At 41.3% G+C, this 17,689-nt stretch carries 16 protein-coding genes; 12 read left to right on the forward strand and 4 right to left on the reverse strand.

From position 1 onward, the window contains the following. Positions 1-119 precede the first annotated feature (119 nt). The 4 genes from carB to G9Q97_RS23425 all read left to right on the forward strand — a co-directional run bounded on the left by carB (position 120) and on the right by G9Q97_RS23425 (position 5,531). A complete protein-coding gene (gene carB, locus G9Q97_RS23410; protein WP_166151492.1) occupies positions 120-2,939 on the forward strand; it encodes a carbamoyl-phosphate synthase large subunit in 2,820 nt (939 codons plus the stop codon). A 196-nt stretch (positions 2,940-3,135) separates the two neighbouring features. Continuing rightward, a complete protein-coding gene (locus G9Q97_RS23415) occupies positions 3,136-3,390 on the forward strand; it encodes a DUF4834 domain-containing protein (protein ID WP_166151494.1) in 255 nt (84 codons plus the stop codon). Between the two features lie 85 nt (positions 3,391-3,475). Then, positions 3,476-4,015, forward strand: a complete 540-nt coding sequence (locus tag G9Q97_RS23420; protein WP_166151496.1) for a hypothetical protein — start codon at positions 3,476-3,478, stop codon at positions 4,013-4,015. A 442-nt stretch (positions 4,016-4,457) separates the two neighbouring features. Next, positions 4,458-5,531, forward strand: a complete 1,074-nt coding sequence (locus G9Q97_RS23425; RefSeq protein WP_246255844.1) for a hypothetical protein — start codon at positions 4,458-4,460, stop codon at positions 5,529-5,531. A 34-nt stretch (positions 5,532-5,565) separates the two neighbouring features. Here G9Q97_RS23425 and G9Q97_RS23430 read toward each other — a convergent pair whose 3' ends face one another. Beyond that, the gene (locus G9Q97_RS23430) at positions 5,566-6,339 is read right to left on the reverse strand and encodes a hypothetical protein (RefSeq protein WP_166151500.1); all 774 of its coding nucleotides are present in this window, start codon (positions 6,337-6,339) and stop codon (positions 5,566-5,568) included. A 199-nt stretch (positions 6,340-6,538) separates the two neighbouring features. Here G9Q97_RS23430 and G9Q97_RS23435 point away from each other — a divergent pair, with 199 nt between their 5' ends. Beyond that, complete coding sequence (locus G9Q97_RS23435; RefSeq protein WP_166151502.1) at positions 6,539-7,114, forward strand: porin family protein; 576 nt, start codon at positions 6,539-6,541, stop codon at positions 7,112-7,114. A gap of 60 nt (positions 7,115-7,174) precedes the next feature. Here G9Q97_RS23435 and G9Q97_RS23440 read toward each other — a convergent pair whose 3' ends face one another. Further along, positions 7,175-8,806 (reverse strand): carbon starvation CstA family protein, encoded by a 1,632-nt coding sequence (locus G9Q97_RS23440; protein ID WP_166151504.1) that lies wholly within the window; start codon positions 8,804-8,806, stop codon positions 7,175-7,177. A 165-nt stretch (positions 8,807-8,971) separates the two neighbouring features. Between G9Q97_RS23440 and G9Q97_RS23445 the strand changes: the two genes are divergently transcribed. From G9Q97_RS23445 to murQ, 7 genes are all read left to right on the forward strand, one after another. Further along, complete coding sequence (locus G9Q97_RS23445; RefSeq protein WP_166151506.1) at positions 8,972-10,018, forward strand: mechanosensitive ion channel family protein; 1,047 nt, start codon at positions 8,972-8,974, stop codon at positions 10,016-10,018. A 110-nt stretch (positions 10,019-10,128) separates the two neighbouring features. Then, positions 10,129-10,971 carry an acetyl-CoA carboxylase, carboxyltransferase subunit beta gene (gene accD, locus G9Q97_RS23450; RefSeq protein WP_166151508.1) on the forward strand — a complete coding sequence of 281 codons (843 nt, stop codon included), beginning with the start codon at positions 10,129-10,131 and terminating at the stop codon, positions 10,969-10,971. A gap of 126 nt (positions 10,972-11,097) precedes the next feature. After that, entirely contained in the window at positions 11,098-12,402 is a 1,305-nt protein-coding gene (gene nqrF, locus G9Q97_RS23455; RefSeq protein WP_166151510.1) for an NADH:ubiquinone reductase (Na(+)-transporting) subunit F, read from the forward strand. 87 nt (positions 12,403-12,489) lie between these two features. After that, positions 12,490-13,647: a formimidoylglutamase gene (locus tag G9Q97_RS23460; RefSeq protein ID WP_166151512.1), complete on the forward strand. Its 1,158-nt coding sequence runs from the start codon at positions 12,490-12,492 to the stop codon at positions 13,645-13,647. A 54-nt stretch (positions 13,648-13,701) separates the two neighbouring features. Continuing rightward, a complete protein-coding gene (locus G9Q97_RS23465) occupies positions 13,702-13,929 on the forward strand; it encodes a cytochrome b5 domain-containing protein (RefSeq protein ID WP_166151514.1) in 228 nt (75 codons plus the stop codon). Next, positions 13,930-14,772: an N-acetylglucosamine kinase gene (locus tag G9Q97_RS23470; RefSeq protein WP_166151516.1), complete on the forward strand. Its 843-nt coding sequence runs from the start codon at positions 13,930-13,932 to the stop codon at positions 14,770-14,772. Beyond that, the gene (gene murQ, locus G9Q97_RS23475; protein WP_166151518.1) at positions 14,769-15,584 is read left to right on the forward strand and encodes an N-acetylmuramic acid 6-phosphate etherase; all 816 of its coding nucleotides are present in this window, start codon (positions 14,769-14,771) and stop codon (positions 15,582-15,584) included. The genes G9Q97_RS23470 and murQ overlap by 4 nt, the downstream gene beginning before the upstream one ends. 5 nt (positions 15,585-15,589) lie before the next feature. Here murQ and G9Q97_RS23480 read toward each other — a convergent pair whose 3' ends face one another. Beyond that, a complete protein-coding gene (locus tag G9Q97_RS23480) occupies positions 15,590-16,666 on the reverse strand; it encodes a mannose-1-phosphate guanylyltransferase (protein WP_166151520.1) in 1,077 nt (358 codons plus the stop codon). A gap of 3 nt (positions 16,667-16,669) precedes the next feature. Then, on the reverse strand, positions 16,670-17,638 hold the full coding sequence (locus tag G9Q97_RS23485; RefSeq protein ID WP_166151522.1) for a KpsF/GutQ family sugar-phosphate isomerase: 969 nt from the start codon (positions 17,636-17,638) through the stop codon (positions 16,670-16,672). Between the last annotated feature and the right edge of the window lie 51 nt (positions 17,639-17,689).

A 17,689-nucleotide genomic window follows, 5' to 3' on the forward strand; every position in this document is an offset into this window, starting at 1 on the left:
TCCTCCCCCCAACCTACATTGAAGAGCAGGTTAAATCAGACTTTCCCGTGCATCTTTAAGAAATTTGTTTAATTTTGCACCAATTTAGCCAAATGTAAACCACTTGAAAAAACCTCAGCATGCCAAAAGACAGTAGCATCAAACATGTTCTTATCATCGGAAGCGGCCCAATAATCATCGGACAGGCCTGTGAATTTGACTATGCAGGATCACAAGCTGCCAGATCCCTAAGGGAGGAAGGCATAATAGTAACCCTGATCAATTCAAATCCTGCCACCATCATGACCGATCCGGTAACAGCAGACAATGTTTATCTGTTGCCACTTGAAAAAAAATCCATTGTACAAATTTTAAAGGAGCATCCGGACATAGACTGTGTGCTACCTACTATGGGAGGTCAGACCGCTCTAAACCTGGCCATTGATTGTGACAAAGCAGGTATTTGGGAAAGATTCAACACCAGAATGATTGGTGTGGACATAGATGCCATTGACACTGCAGAAAACCGGGAAAAATTTAAAGCCCTATTGGGTAAACTCGATATCAATGTCTGTATTGGGAGAACGGCTACTTCATTTTTGCAAGGTAAAGAGATCGCACAGGAAATTGGGTTTCCGCTCGTAATTCGACCTTCCTATACTTTGGGAGGAACCGGCGGAGGTTTTGTAGACGGTCCGGATAGTTTCGAGGAGGCGCTGAGTGCAGGATTAAAGGCCTCCCCCACCCATGAGGTACTTGTAGAACAAAGCATTTTGGGCTGGAAGGAATATGAGCTTGAGGTTTTGCGTGACAATATTGGCAATATGGTCGTCATCTGTTCCATTGAGAACTTTGACCCAATGGGGGTACATACAGGAGACTCCATTACAGTTGCCCCTGCAATGACGCTTCCCGATACGGTTTATCAGAAAATGAGAAACATGGCCATCCGCATGATGAATGGCATAGGGAATTTTGCTGGTGGATGTAATGTGCAATTTGCGGTAAGCCCCGATAATCAAACCATTATTGGAGTAGAGATCAACCCAAGGGTATCCCGATCTTCTGCTTTGGCTTCTAAGGCAACAGGATACCCGATTGCTAAGGTTGCAGCCAAGCTAGCTGTAGGTTATAACCTGGACGAGCTGAAAAATAGTATCACAGGCAACACCTCTGCCTATTTTGAGCCTGCCATAGATTATGTAATCGTCAAAATCCCAAGATGGAATTTTGATAAATTTAAAGGTTCTAACCGGAAGCTCGGACTTTCCATGAAAGCTGTTGGAGAAGTCATGGGAATTGGTAGGAATTTTCAGGAAGCCCTGCAAAAGGCCTGTCAATCTCTTGAAATTAAGAGGAATGGACTTGGAGCAGATGGCAAAGAGCTCAAAAATCAGGATGAAATATTGTACAGTCTGGCCAACCCCAGTTGGAACAGGTTGTTTCATATTTACGATGCCTTCAAATTGGGGATTTCATTCCGGACCATACAAGACCTGACCAAAATTGATAAATGGTTCCTCAAGCAAATTGAAGAATTGGTCCATTTGGACATTACCCTGGCAAAAGAAACACTTCAAAGCATCAGTTTTGATCTGATGAAAAAGGCCAAACACAAGGGCTATGCCGATCGGCAAATTGCCCATCTGTTGGGATGCCTTGAAAGCGAGGTGTTTTACAAGAGAAGAGATGAAATGGGAATTAAAAGGGTATTCAAATTAGTGGATACCTGTGCCGCCGAATTTGAGGCCAAAACCCCCTACTTCTATTCCAGCTTTGGAGATGAAAATGAATCTCCGGTTTCTGACAGGAAAAAAGTAGTGGTTTTAGGCTCTGGTCCAAACCGTGTAGGTCAGGGTATTGAATTTGATTATTCCTGTGTACATGGAGTATTGGCTGCGAAGGAATGTGGATATGAGACAATCATGATCAATTGTAATCCCGAGACGGTTTCTACAGATTTTGACGTTGCGGATAAACTTTATTTTGAACCCGTCTTTTGGGAGCACATTTATGAAATAATCTTACACGAAAATCCCATCGGGGTAATTGTGCAGTTGGGGGGACAAACGGCACTTAAACTGGCCGAAAAACTGGATAAGTACAATATACCTATTTTGGGAACCAGCTTCAAGGCGCTGGACCTGGCTGAAGACAGGGGTAGATTTTCCAACTTACTCAAAGAAAATGATATCCCCTATCCCGAATTTGGCACCATACACAGTACAGATGAGGCACTGGAGCTCTGTAAGACCATAGGCTTTCCCCTTCTCGTCAGACCTTCCTATGTACTTGGCGGGCAGGGAATGAAAATCGTAATCAACGAGAAGGAACTGGAACAACATGTGGTAGATGTACTTCGGGACATTCCCAACAACGAAATTCTACTGGATCACTTTCTGGAAGGAGCCATAGAAGCTGAAGCGGATGCCATCTGTGATGGAGAACATGTTTATATCATCGGGATCATGCAACACATAGAGCCCGCAGGCATCCATTCAGGAGATTCCTATGCAGTACTACCTCCTTACAATCTGGGGGACCTTGTCATCCGCCAAATAGAGACATACACTGAAAAAATCGCCCTTGCACTGCAAACCAAGGGACTGATCAACATACAGTTTGCCATCAAAAACGATAAGGTCTATATCATCGAAGCCAACCCAAGAGCTTCCAGAACTGTGCCTTTTATCTGTAAAGCCTATCAGGAGCCCTATGTCAATTTTGCCACCAAAGTGATGCTTGGAGAAAAGAAAGTAACAGACTTCAATTTTGCGCCAGTCAAAAAAGGTTATGCCATTAAAGAACCTGTATTTTCTTTTCACAAATTTCCCAATGTCAATAAAGAATTGGGACCTGAAATGAAATCTACAGGAGAAGCTATTTACTTCATTGATGACTTAATGGACGATTATTTTCTTAAAATCTTTGCTGAAAGAAATCTTTACCTTAGTAGGTAAACCTGGATTTATTCCCAATTCCCGGCCCTTTTAAACAGGGCCGGGCTATTTTTTACCTTTTTGTTTTGCAGGTTACAGATTGGTTTTTATATAATTTTTCCCTTAATATTGAATGGAAAAAAGGAATTATCCGTTAAAAAAATAGGTTAATGTTTAACTATTGGTCGGATTTCGTGCATTTTCAAAATTGGTCATCATGATTTTAAAAATAATAATCTTCTTTATTGCTTTGGGGTGGATCTTTTCAAGTTTGCTGCGGTACTTTTTGAATAGCAAACTGAAGAAGTTTGCCGATCAGGTTCAGGAAGCCCAAAGGGAAGAGGCCAGAAAAAAAAATAAACCCAAAGGTGGAAATGTAAATGTTGATTTTGTACCTGGAAAAGGCAAAAAAGGCACTTCCGGAAATATTTCTGGAGGAGATTATATTGACTATGAAGAAGTTAAGGACTAACCGTCTCAAGAAATAAAAAAATATATTTATCCCTCCTGAATTTCCTTTCGGGGAATTTTTATACATTTAGGCCATATTCTGAGAAATGAGGCCTTTTATTGCCATATCGCTGTTATTTTGTTTCATAGTCTATCATTTTGGGTACCATGTATTTCACAAAGTATACCAATACAAGATAGAAAAGGATTGGTCTGAAAGGGTATATCAGGAAGACTTCTCCAATAAGAAGGTCATGAAAATCCCCATGAAACTCCCCTATTCCTTTGATGAGGAAGGTTTTCAGCTGACAAATATTCCCTTTACCAAAGACGGTAAAGCCTATAGGGCCATACAAAAACGTTTTAAAGATGACACCTTTGAGTTGGTCTACGTTCCCGATATGGCCAAAATCAAATTGGAAATCAATACCAAGCAATGGATCCTTACAATCATACCTGAAAACGGTTCGGACTCCCAAAATGACCAGGTCATTTCACAAACTTCCTTAAAAGATTACATTAAACCACTTTTTCAATTTGTCTTTTCAAAACCATCAGTCAACAGGATGAATTGGAATAGTTTTTTTACCTGTTTTTGGATGGAAACCCTGATACCCTTTCCAAGTCCACCTCCCAGATTTGTTTAAAACACCAGGGAAACCTGTTCGAATTTATCCTTAAAAACAATTCGTGGTTTCCCTCCTCTTGTTTCCATAAACAACAAAAAGCCAAAGGTCAACAATCCTGCAATAATCAGGAATGCAATTTTAGAACCACCCCAATTCTCGTGGTGGAAAGCATTGCATCATTCCACCTGAAACAATTTCAGACATGGAAACTGGTTCCTGAAAGGGTTTGATAATTTGCGGAAAAAATGAATTTTCTGCTTTTTGAGGAAATCTCTATACGAATTACACCTGTTAGATTAAGGAGAATTTCTTTTCAAATCAAGCTTGCAGTGGCCCCGTAGGTGATGGATAAAAAAAGAGGAAAGCCAAATAACCAATCAAAAACAATCAAGAAAATACCCGACCAATGAAAAATATATACATTAAAAGTTTATTACTTGTATTGCTAGCAAGTATAATAATGGAAAACCACATCAAGGCCCAGGGATGTGTAGCCATAAGGCAATTTTCTGGAGTGGGAAATGCCCTGAATCAAGGGGAGCTCCTTCAAAAGGGTGACTGGAATTTTGTCACCAACTACCGGTATTTCAGGTCTTTCCGGCATTTTAAGGGCACACACGAAGAACCTGACAGGGTAGCCAATCATACAGAGGTAATCAACTGGTCACATGCCGTGGATTTTAATATCAGCTATGCCTTCAATAACCAATTATATGGTGCGATTTCACTTCCATTTGTTTACAATGAAAGGAGCTCTCTGTACGAGCATGGCCGGACTGAAAGACACGTTAGTTATTCTCAGGGAATAGCAGACATGAGATTGGGGTTGGGGTACTGGCTATTTAAGGGAGATAGGGCCAAAAATGGCAATATGGCATTTGGACTCAACCTAAAACTCCCCACTGGGAATTATGACGCCCGTAGCACTTTCTTCAATGTCGGTCCGGAAGGAGCGCCTGAAAGACGGCCCGTGGATCAGTCCATACAGCCCGGGGATGGGGGAGTCGGGCTAATCGTCGATATGCAGGGATTGCGTTTCCTGGGAAAGGAATTTGTCTTTTTTTACGATGGTTTTTACCTGATCAACCCCAGAGAAACCAATGGGACCAGGACTTTTCGTGAAACATTAAGTCCAATCTTATCCAACGAGTCCATAATGGCAGTACCTGACCAGTTCGCTTTAAGAGCAGGGGTTTTCAAATCCCTGTTTGTACACGGCCTGGGTCTTTCCCTTGGAGGAAGGGTTGAGGGCATTCCTGTAAGAGACTTAATCGGAGGAAATGAAGGCTTTAGAAGGCCAGGGTATGTGATATCCTTCGAGCCAGGTATCAGTTACATGATCAATAACTTCACCATCAACGTCAATGTGCCGGTAGCATTGCACCGCAACCGAACCAGAAGTGTGACGGATATAGCCGCTAGCACCCCTGACAATTACCGCCATGGGGATGCTGCATTTGCAGATTACTTGTTGAATGTAGGTCTGGCCTGGAGAATCGTCAAAAAAGAAACGCCAGTTTTCAATGAATTTTAATCATTTTCCCGCCCTGATTGATAGGGCGGGAATTTTATCTCCCCCCATTGGCCCGAAGGTCATTCCTGCAATTCTCATCCAGTTCGGGCACGGAATTCTGCATAAAATTGAGTACGTTACTGGTTTCTACAGCCCAATACATCAAACAATCCGCATTGTCACAATGGAACTCCCGATCTTGATCAGTATCTTCATGGGGCGTAACCATTTCAGTACCTATGTTTACCAAACCTAAAAGGTGTCCCAATTCATGCAGTGCCACGGTAGCTTCCAGGTTTCCTCTGCCCGGTTTTCTGAATCCACCTGAATTTTCGGCGATTCTTTTCCCGAAAAGGACCATACTGGTATTCCTGTATGCTGCCCCTATGGTAAAGTATTCCTCTTCATTTTGCATAAAAAAACCATCTACCACCAATAAAAACACAGATACTGTATTGCCGTCATTATAGCTCTCCCTGTAGCGGTTTTCCAATTCGGCAATTTTATCGGTTGTATAAAATTCCTCCCCTTCAGCTGGTATCTCCCTTTCAGTAACCCGGATGCCTTCAGGTTTCAAGGTAAGCTCCTGAAGGAAATCCCTCATCTCGCTAACCATAAAACTGGTTGGTTTGAAGCCCTCCATATATACAATTTCCAATTCCAAGGCAGTAAACCGGTCGTCAGAAAGTAAAAAATTAGCAGATTTGCCCACATCCCACCTGGAGGCCCCTATTCCTACAAAAGGGTCCTCTCTAATTGGTTCTTCACATCCCTGAAAAAGGAGAGCCAAAAAAGCGAATAGTATTAATTTATTTCGTATAAATTTCATCTGGCAAAATTAAACCTGTCTTTTGTAACGGCAAAACCCTTAAGACCCGTACATGGTTTTCAAAAAGAAATGATTTATCCCCAATGTACCCGGACCAAAAGTAAAGCGACCACTAAAAATCAACATTAAAATATACTATATTAAGTTAAAAATTGTTTAAAAAGTAAATGTTTCACGTTATCATTATAAACTCCAGCACATGAAAAAATTATTTGTAATTTTATTTCTTTTGGGCTTTGGACAAGTAAATGCCCAGGTTTTATCTATCGGTCCAAAATTTGGCGTCTCCCAAGGTGACGTAAAGGTAATGGATGGGTTTAAGGGTGAAGATTCTAAAATGGGTTATCACGTAGGTGCCTTTGCCAGGATCAATTTGCCTGTTATTTTCTTACAACCCGAAGTTTTGTACACCAATACTGGCGGATCATTCTCTAACAACACCTTCAATTATGATGTCAATTTTGACCGATTAGATGTCCCTCTAATGGTCGGGATGAAGTTAGGTGGGCTCTTCAGGATTCAGGCGGGACCTGTAGCCAGTTATTTGATCAATGGAGACATGACTGCTGACAATGGGACAAGGCAAAAAATCATTCCCCCTAAGGAGGAGTTTACCTTTGGATATCAGGCAGGAGTAGGTTTGGATATTGGAAATTTTTTGATGGATTTAAAATATGAAGGAGGGCTGACAAACTCTGTCAATAATTTCGGCCAGGTTCCTACCGACCAAAGACAAAACCAACTTATACTTTCCCTGGGATTCAATCTCTTTTGATCATTTAAACTGACAAAGTCCACCTTAACATTGAATCAATGTTAAGGTGGACCTATTTTTTTAGGCCATTTTCCTGACTTCCACATCTTTTGTCAGACTTTTCTTGGCCAAAATGATCAAAGCAAAGGAAAGCACAAAAAGAATGGTTGCAATAATAGAAAGGACATAAGCATCTTTCTGAAAATTCTGCCAGGCAAACAAACCCAGGGAACTAAGGGTGACAGTAAACATGAAAAACATCGGGATAGTAACAAAGGTGGGATTGATTTTTTTCTTGATCAACCAAACGGAAATGGTCAACAATGCCAGTGCAGCCAGGAGTTGATTGGCAGATCCAAATATGGGCCATAGTGTGGTAAACCCCCCACTTCCCAATAATAAAACAGAAAGCACTACCACTACACTCGTAGATAGATACCTGTTTTGGGATAATTTCTTTCCTATGGGTTGTTCCACATCCTCAAAATATTCCTGAAGGGTAAACCTGGCCAGTCTGGTGCAGGTATCCAGTGTTGTCAAAGCAAAAGCAGACACGGTTAATGCCACAAAGCCTATGGCAAATGGCTCGGACACACCCATGGCTGAAATGATATTCCCCAATCCATCGGCGAAAAGAGGAACAGGGCCTTCCTCCCCCAATCTGGACAAATAATCCGTCCTGCTCAGGACAACCACGGCTCCCACTGAAATAATGGCCAAAAATGATTCTATCAACATGCCACCAAACCCAACTATTTTGGCATCCCCTTCCCTGTCAATTTGCTTGGAAGTAGTGCCTGAGGCAACCAGGGAATGAAATCCACTTATGGCGCCACATGCTATGGTCACAAAAAGCACGGGAAACAAATAGCCAAGGTTTTCATCTGTTACATGAATTTCCGTATCCATTACTATGGTAGGATTGGCCACAAAGACCCCTACAATAGCTGCCAGAATCAAACCGTACAACAGAAAACTATTCAGGTAATCTCTGGGCTGTAACAACATGGACACAGGGGTAACGGAAGCGATAAATGCATAAATCAACAGTATATAAACCCAGGTTTGATAGTTCAACACGAAAGGAATTTGCATTCCCAGGTAAACAAAATAATACATTACCGCAACACCAATAATGGAGGCTATTAAAAATGCACTTTTCCTATGTCCCGTGACTTTGGTAACAAACCCAAACACCACAGCCAACCCAATGAACAAAATGGAAGCCGAAGCCACACCTGGGTTGCTGATAAAGGTTTTGGCAATAATATCCGCAAATACGGCAATGATCAGGATCAGGGTCGAAAAGCTGAATAAAATAAACAACCTTTTCCCCTTTTTACCAATATTGTTTTGAATGATAACACCTATGGATTTTCCATCATTTCTCAGTGATGCCACCATACTTCCCAGGTCATGTACTGCCCCAAAAAATATTCCCCCTATCAAAATCCATATAACGGCTGGTATCCAGCCAAAAGTAATGGCAATGATTGGCCCAACTATAGGACCTGCACCTGCGATGGAGGCAAAATGGTGTCCGAGCACAACAATCGGCTTACTGGGCACATAATCTACCCCGTCATTTAGCCGATGTGAGGGGGTGAGATTATCATTATTGATTTTAAACTTTTTGAAAACATACTTACCATAGATGAAATAAGCACCGGTCAGAATGATGGCTGAAAAAACAAATAAATAGGTGAGTTGCATGATCTGGTCTTAAGTTAATGTTTAAAGATAATGAGAAAATTGATTTCATCAGAAATAAACCCTAATTTAAAAAAATATCAGGTTTAGGCATAAGCTTCGCAGTTTGGCGAAGGGCATATTAAATTATCCAACCTATCTAACAGCAAAATCATTAAATTTTAAAGCATGGAAAAAGAAACCCTTGTTTTTATTGGGATAGCACTTGGATTGTTGGTGTTCAGCCATATTTTTCTTTGGTTGTTATTTCCAAAACTGGCCAGGCTGATTTACAGACCTACCTCCGAAAAGGGAAAAAATGCCATGAGAAAATTTTCCACCGCATTAAAATGGGGACTCTTTTTTGCCGTATTCCCCATTATCGAACCTCTCTTCTCTCCACCTGATTTAAGCCACTTTGGTAAGGAGCCTTTTTTTATAGTCCTTGCCATCATCACTTTTTCCTGGATACTTATTGAGCTGTCCAATGTATTGAGGCATGCTTTTTTGGAGAACTTCAATTCAAACAAAGAGGACAATTTAAGAGAAAGGCGATTGCTCACTCAGGTAGCCTTTGTCAGAAAGCTTTTTATTATAATAGTTGTTATCCTTGCTTTTTCAGCCATATTGATGAATTTCGAATCAGCCCGCAAACTAGGTGCGGGCTTGTTGACTTCTGCAGGTATTGTAGGTATCATTGTTGGTTTGGCTGCACAAAAATCCATCGCCAATTTATTGGCAGGGTTTCAAATTGCTTTCACACAACCCATAAGAATTGATGATGTAGTGGTGGTAGAGGATGAATGGGGGAAAATTGAGGAGATCAACCTGACTTATGTAGTGGTCAGGATATGGGATCAGAGAAGGTTGGTGCTACCTATCAACTATTTCATTGAAAAGCCATTCCAAAATTGGACCAGGACTACTGCTGATATCTGGGGGACAGTATTCATGTATGTAGACCATACCATTCCGGTGGAGGATTTAAAAGTCAAGCTAAAAGAAATATTGGATGGCAGCTCCTTATGGGATAAAAAGGTGCAGGTACTTCAGGTAACCGATTACACAGAAAAAACAGTAGAAATCCGTTGCCTGATGAGTGCCAGAGACAGCCCTACGGCCTTTGATCTCAGGTGTTTGGTTAGAGAAAAAATGTTGGAATACCTCCAGCAGAATTACCCAGGGTCCCTGCCAAAATCCCGGGTTTTATTGTCCGGTGAGGAAGAAAAAAAATGAGATGAAAAATTGTATTCGGAGCGAGAATACAGATTTTGGTTTTATTTAACGGATAATACCCATAAATTTGAATTCCCAAATTACTTTTGGGCTAATTTAAACAAAACTTTATGGCTTGGTTTAAAAGGAAAGATGCCGGGATCAAAACTTCCACAGAGGAAAAAAAAGACACTCCTGACGGACTATGGTACAAGACCCCAAAAGGGAATATCATCCACACCCGGGAATTGAAAAACAACTCTTATGTCTGCCCAGACGATGACTATCACGTAAAAATTGGTTCCAAAGAATATTTTGAGATACTCTTTGACGACAACCAATTCAAGGAACTGGACAAAGACATGACCTCGGGTGATCCGCTAAATTTTGTGGATAGCAAACCCTATACTACCAGAATTAAAGATACCATCGCCAAAACAAACCTAAAGGATGCTGCCCGGACGGGAGTTGGCAAAATCAATGGTCTTGACCTCATTATCACCTGTATGGATTTCAACTTCATTGGCGGTTCAATGGGATCAGTGGTAGGAGAAAAAATATCCCGGGCAATTGATTATGCCTTGAAAAACAAAATCCCTTTCCTGATGATTTCCAAGTCCGGTGGTGCCAGAATGATGGAGGCCGGGTTTAGCTTGATGCAAATGGCGAAAACTTCCGCCAAGTTGGCTTTGTTGGACGAAGCGGGAATTCCCTACATTTCATTGATGACGGATCCTACCACTGGAGGGGTAACAGCCTCTTACGCCATGCTTGGCGATTTTAATATTGCCGAACCGGGAGCATTAATAGGATTTGCCGGTCCAAGAGTGATAAGGGAAACCATTGGCAAGGATTTACCAAAGGGATTTCAAAGTTCCGAATTTGTTTTGGAACATGGATTTCTTGATTTTATCATCGACCGACGTCAGTTGAAAAACAGAATGTACACTTTGCTAAACTTATTGCGCAATTAAGCGGTTAATAAGCCAGGATATTCGGATTAAAATATTCCCTTATTGCGGTGGATTTGTTGAATAATAAATATATTTGTGTCATTCATTCACCGGTTTATTATACTGATAAAAATAAAATTCTATTAAATGAGTTCAGTAATCATAACTTCGATAGTAGCTTTCACCTTTATTATTTTGCTACTGGTATTTGTACTTCTTTTTGCACAATCCAAATTGGTGGCTTCCGGAGACGTGAAAATCATCATCAACGGCGACGAAAAGAACCCTTTGGTGGCCTCTGCGGGATCTACACTACTTTCCACGTTAGGGAACAAAAAAATATTTCTCCCTTCAGCCTGTGGCGGAGGTGGCACATGTGCCATGTGCAAATGCACCATTGAAGAAGGTGGTGGTGAAGTTTTACCCACGGAGGAAGGACACCTTAGCAGGGCAGAAAAGCAAAGTAATGTGAGACTTTCCTGCCAGGTGAAGGTAAAAAACGATATGAAAATCCGAATTCCTGAAGAGATATTCGGTATCAAAAAATGGGAGTGCGAAGTGGTCTCCAATTACAATGTTTCGACCTTCATCAAGGAGTTTAAGGTAAAGCTTCCAGAAGGTGAAACACTTGATTTTGAACCGGGAGGATACATACAAATAGATGTCCCTCAAGTGGTTGTTAATTTCAAGGATATGGATATTACACCACATCCTGAACTGGAACATCCTGAAGATGTTTACCAAAGTGACTGGGATAAATTTGGTCTGTGGGACTTGGTAATGAAAAACGATGAAGAACTTTTCAGGGCGTATTCTATGGCCAATCACCCTGCAGAAGGAAATATCGTAATGCTAACCATCAGGATTGCTACCCCACCCTGGGACAGGGCCAACAACAAATGGATGGATGTTAATCCGGGCGTGTGTTCTTCTTACGTTTTCTCCCGCAAACCGGGTGATAAAGTAACCATTTCAGGACCATATGGTGAATTCCATATCAATCCTACCCAGAGGGAAATGATTTATATTGGTGGTGGAGCAGGAATGGCACCATTGAGATCGCATTTATTTCATCTATTTCATACGGAAAAAACCGATCGTAAAGTTTCTTACTGGTATGGAGGAAGGTCTAAAAAGGAATTGTTTTACACCCCACACTTCAGAGATATAGAAAAGGAATTTCCAAATTTTAATTTTCACATCGGTCTCTCTGAGCCGCTTCCCGAGGATAACTGGAAAGTCAAAAAATCTCTGGATGATAAGGAAGGGGATGGATACGTAGGATTCATTCATCAGGTACTCTACGACAACTATCTGAAAGATATAGAGGAGCCGGATGAGATTGAATATTACCTTTGCGGTCCTCCACTAATGAATTCTGCAGTATTGAAAATGCTGGACGATATGGGAGTCCCCAATGAAAACATAAGATTTGACGATTTCGGAGGTTAATTTAAAATGAGTCCCGTTAATTGCTAACGGGACTTTTTTAATGCAGGTATTTTCAATAAATTTGATCTTCAATTTTAAAGATTATCAATGGATCTTGAGGCATTTTTCGAACCCATTCAGCCAGCCATCTTAAACAAAGAATACGGTCACAATGCATTTTTTCATCACATACATTGCCATGGAGAAACCTTTCCGGAAATAAAAGGGATTCAGATTGCTCTTGTTGGAATCGAGGAGTATCGCGGTGCTGATAATGATCAGGTGGAAAACTCCTCTTTGACTACAAACCAGATAAGAAGTAAACTCTATCCCCTAAAAAAAGGACAGAACAACTACTGCATAGCAGATCTGGGCAATATCAAAATTGGACAAAGCAGAGAAGAAACACTATCGCTGATCAGTTCAATCGGAGAGTTATTGTTGAAAATGGAAGTTTTGCCTATTTTTGTAGGAGGAAGTCATGACCTGGATCTGGGCCAATACCGCTCCTATCAGCCAATGAAAAAACTGGTTAGCCTGCTTACCGTTGATGCTAAAATGGATATGGAGGACAAGGGCAAGCCCATGGAGCTTCACTCCCAGGACATTATTTTAAACAAGCCCAATTATATGTTTAATTATTGTCATCTGGCCTATCAGAGTTTTTTAACGGATCCGGAATTGGTCACTACACTTGAAAAACTTTATTTTGACCATGTAAGGTTGGGACAACTCAGGGATAGCTTCAAGGAAACAGAACCCCTAATCCGGAATGCGGACTTGCTGAGTTTTGATGTATGCGCTATTCACGCATCAGATGCCCCAGGGGCCATTGATGCCCAGCCTTTTGGGCTAAGTGCGGAGGAAGCCTGCCAGATTTGCTGGTTTGCCGGAATGAATGAAAAATTAAGTTCAATGGGCATTTATGGGTACCATGGAAAACTGGACGACGGCAGGTCCAAAACAGCCTCCGTGATAGCGACCATGATTTGGTACTTTATTGAGGGTTTTTACCAAAGGAAGGACAGTTTATCCTTCAAAAGCAGTGATTACATCAAATATACTGTATCTTTAGATTCAAAACCTTCTATATTGCATTTTTATAAAAGCAAGTTGAGCGGTAAATGGTGGATGGAAATCCCTAAAAATAAAACTGAAAAATATAAAAGAGACACCATCATCCCTTGCAGTTATCAGGATTACCTTACTGCGCAACAAGGAGAGATTCCTGAAAGGTGGGTCAATTCCCAACTAAAACTCTACTGATTGAATGCAGCTTATTGTCGGCCTTATGATACACGTGTTGTTTAATGGTAAAATATGATTGCCATTTCAAAATCCCAGTTGGCCTTGAGAAACGGGCAGGATAAGCCTGAAATCTGGATAGCCTTCCAGGGAAAAGTTTATGATCTCGCCAGTTCAAGGCTTTGGAAATCCGGCAGGCACTATGAGCACTGGGCAGGGCAGGATCTTACTGAAGAATTGAAAAGTGCACCCCATACAGCCCATGTTTTTGATAAATTTGAACCTATAGGATACCTGAAATAAATGATTCTAATTGCAGACAGTGGTTCAAGCAAAACCGATTGGCGGGTAATCGGGAAAGATGACAACATCTCTCAGTTCAGGACCATCGGATTTAACCCCTATTATCAAACCAGAGAGGACATGGTTGCAGGTTTAAACAACCCTCATTTGCTGGCTTTAAAATCTCAGGTCAGCCAGATCTATTTTTATGGGTCCGGTTGTACCTCAGCGGCCAATAAAGCATCCGTTGCACAAGCCATCCATAGTATATTTCCACTCACTGAAATACATGTTGATCACGACCTTATGGCTTCTGCCAGGGCTACCTGTGGACACCAGGCCGGCATAGCCTGTATTCTGGGTACCGGATCCAACAGCGGTGACTACGATGGGGAAAACATTGTCTCAAGCAGGCCTTCCCCCGGTTATTTATTGGGTGATGAAGGTGGTGGAGTATATATTGGAAAGCATTTTCTTCAGGATTTTATTTATGATGACATGCCTGAAGAAATCCGCAAGGAGTTTATCAAGGTCTATAACCTAACGATATTCGAGATTCAGGACAACGTTTACAAAAAGCCCTTTCCCAACCGGTACATGGCTGGTTTTTGTAAGTTTATTTCACAACACAAATCCAATCCTTATTGCTATAACCTGATTTATAATGCCTTTAGGGATTTCTTTCACAGGCATGTAATGAGGTATGAAAACTATCAAAACAAGCCTGTGAACTTTGTAGGATCAATCGCATACTATAATAATGACATTCTGAGAAAAGCCGGAAAGGACCTGCAAATTCAAATCAATACCATCATCGAAACCCCGATTGCCGGGTTGACCCTTTATCATCAAGAAAAAATATGAGTACCACAGAAAGTTCTTCTTTTTACGATCACCTGGAAAAAATGTCAGTAAGTGAATTGCTGGCAAATATGAATAAAGAGGATCAAACTGTTCCATTGGCAGTAAATAAAGCTTTACCACAGCTGGAGGCATTAATAGATGCGATCGTACCAAGAATGGAAAAAGGCGGCCGCCTCTTTTACATAGGTGCTGGCACAAGTGGGCGATTGGGTATTTTGGATGCTTCGGAATGTCCCCCTACCTACGGGGTCTCTCATGAAATGGTCATCGGCATTATTGCCGGTGGGGACACAGCCATCCGAAAAGCAGTAGAAAATGCGGAGGATGATCCACAACAGGCCTGGAAAGATATTCAATCATTTGGATTCAACGCACAAGATACAGTAATTGGAATTGCTGCTTCAGGTACTACACCATATGTAATCGGAGGAGTTAAGGCTGCTGAATCGGCAGGCTTGCTCACAGGTTGTGTTACTTGTAATACCAATAGCCCCCTGGCAGCTGCAGTGAGGTTCCCGGTTGAGGTAGTGGTGGGGCCTGAATTCGTAACCGGTAGTACGCGCATGAAATCAGGAACTGCACAAAAACTTTGTCTTAACATGATCTCTACCAGTGTCATGATCAAACTCGGAAAGGTCAAAGGAAATAAAATGGTGGACATGCAGTTATCTAATAAAAAACTGGTTGATAGAGGCACAAAGATGATCATGGAAGCGACTGGGTTGGGAGAAAAAGAAGCCCATGATTTGTTGAACAAATATGGATCCGTAAGAAACGCAGTCGCCGCTCATGAAAAAAAAACTGATGCCTAAGGGTATCAGATAAAACCTTCATCTATTTTTCTGGCATCTGTAACATATTCTCTAAACTTACTTTCCTCTCCAAGTTTACAAATTAAAAGTACATTTTCACTATCGCTGATCAGGTAATCTTTTAAACCCTGAATGACCACCAGCTTGTCCTGAGGAAGTTGAATGAAACAGTTTTCCGTATCGTACAATAGCGCTTTACCTTTTACACTATTTTGTTCATTGTCCTTATCAGAAATGTCATACAGATTTTGCCAGGAACCCAGGTCTGACCAGCCAAAATCACCCAATACCATAAAAAACTCATCGGATCTCTCTAAAATGCCATGGTCAATGGAAATATTTTTGATCAGGCTGTAAGCCTTGTTCAGAAACAGGTGCTCCTTTTCAGTGCAAAAGTAAATTTCACCTTCCTCAAAAACTTCAGCCATTTCCGGTAAATACTTTTCAAAAGCATTGATGATACTTTCATTTTTCCAAATAAAAGTCCCCGAATTCCAAACGAAATCTCCACTTTCCAAAAAAGTGGTGGCCAGGGAAAAGTCAGGCTTTTCGGTAAAGGTTTTTACTTTTTTAACCTGCTTCCCATTATCGGGGAAATACTGAATATAACCATAGCTGGTATCTGCCCTGTTTGGCCTGATACCGATAGTAACCAGGTTTCCAGATTCGGAAGCGCCCTCTATAGCCAGATCTATGGCTTCAAAAAAAGCCTGTTCATTAAAGATCAACTGATCGGATGGACTGATCAGCACCATGGCATTTGGGTTCAATTTTTTGATTTTATAGCTGGCCAGTGCAATAGATGCTGCAGTATTCCTTCGCAATGGCTCAACGAGTATCTGGTTTTCAGGTATTTGTGGTAATTGTTCTTTTACCAGGGAAAGGTATCTTTTATTGGTCACCACAATAAACTGATAAGGTTCGAAGGCATCTTTAAACCTATCATAGGTCATTTGAAGCAAAGACTTGCCGGTACCAAGTAAATCCAAAAACTGTTTGGGCTTGTGGTGCCTGCTAAACGGCCAGAATTTAATTCCGATACCTCCTGCCAAAATCACTACATATTTGTCCCTTGTCTCCATAATTTATACAATTCCTTCCTTCATCAAATCATGAATATGGATAAACCCGACAACCGAATTACCTTCCATTACTACCAATTGTGTAATATTAAAATCCCTCATCAATCCCAGTGCTTTTACCGCATACTCCCCGGCATCGATCGTTTTCGGATGACTGGTCATGATTTCAACCGCCTTTATCCGTGTCAGGTCAGGGTCACGCTGAAGCATTCTTCTCAGGTCTCCATCCGTTATGATGCCCAGCAACTGCTTATCAGGTCCAACCACAGCTGTCGCCCCAAGCCTTTTACTGCTTATCTCTACAATTACATCCTTTAAGTTCGCATTCACTGTAATGACAGGCAGCAAGGAATCATCCATTACATCTCCAACTTTCAGGTACAGCTTCTTGCCCAGGGCACCTCCCGGATGAAACCTGGCAAAAGATTCGGCAGTAAAACCCCTGGCTGTAAGTAAGCAAACTGCCAGGGCATCTCCCATGGCCATTTGGGCTGTAGTACTGCTGGTTGGAGCCAGCTTATTCGGGCAGGCCTCTTCCTTTACACCTGCATACAACACGTAATCTGCTTGCCTGGCCAAATAACTGGATTCGTTACCCACCAAGGCTATCAGCTTGTTTCCAAGTTGCTTAACCAAAGGTACCAGCACTTTAATTTCGGGAGTATTGCCGCTTTTAGATATGCATATTACAAAATCTTCTTTTTTAATCATACCCAAATCACCATGAATTGCATCGGCAGCATGCATAAATAAAGAAGGTGTTCCTGTAGAATTGAGTGTAGCCACAATTTTATTGGAAATGATGGCACTTTTGCCAATACCGGTGACCACCACCCGTCCTGAGTGCTGAAAAATATCTCGTACACAAGCCTCAAAATCCTCTCCAATATAAGGTATTAAATTTATAAGGGCATCGGCCTCGTTTTGAAGTACATTTATTGCCGTGGTTTTAATATTTTTTAGTAAATTCAATTTTGCAGTTGTTAATTGTTAATTTTGTACAAAGGTAGGAAAGTTTTACCT

Origin of the sequence: Cyclobacterium plantarum, from assembly GCF_011290685.1 — a bacterium.
Classification (GTDB): domain Bacteria; phylum Bacteroidota; class Bacteroidia; order Cytophagales; family Cyclobacteriaceae; genus Cyclobacterium; species Cyclobacterium plantarum.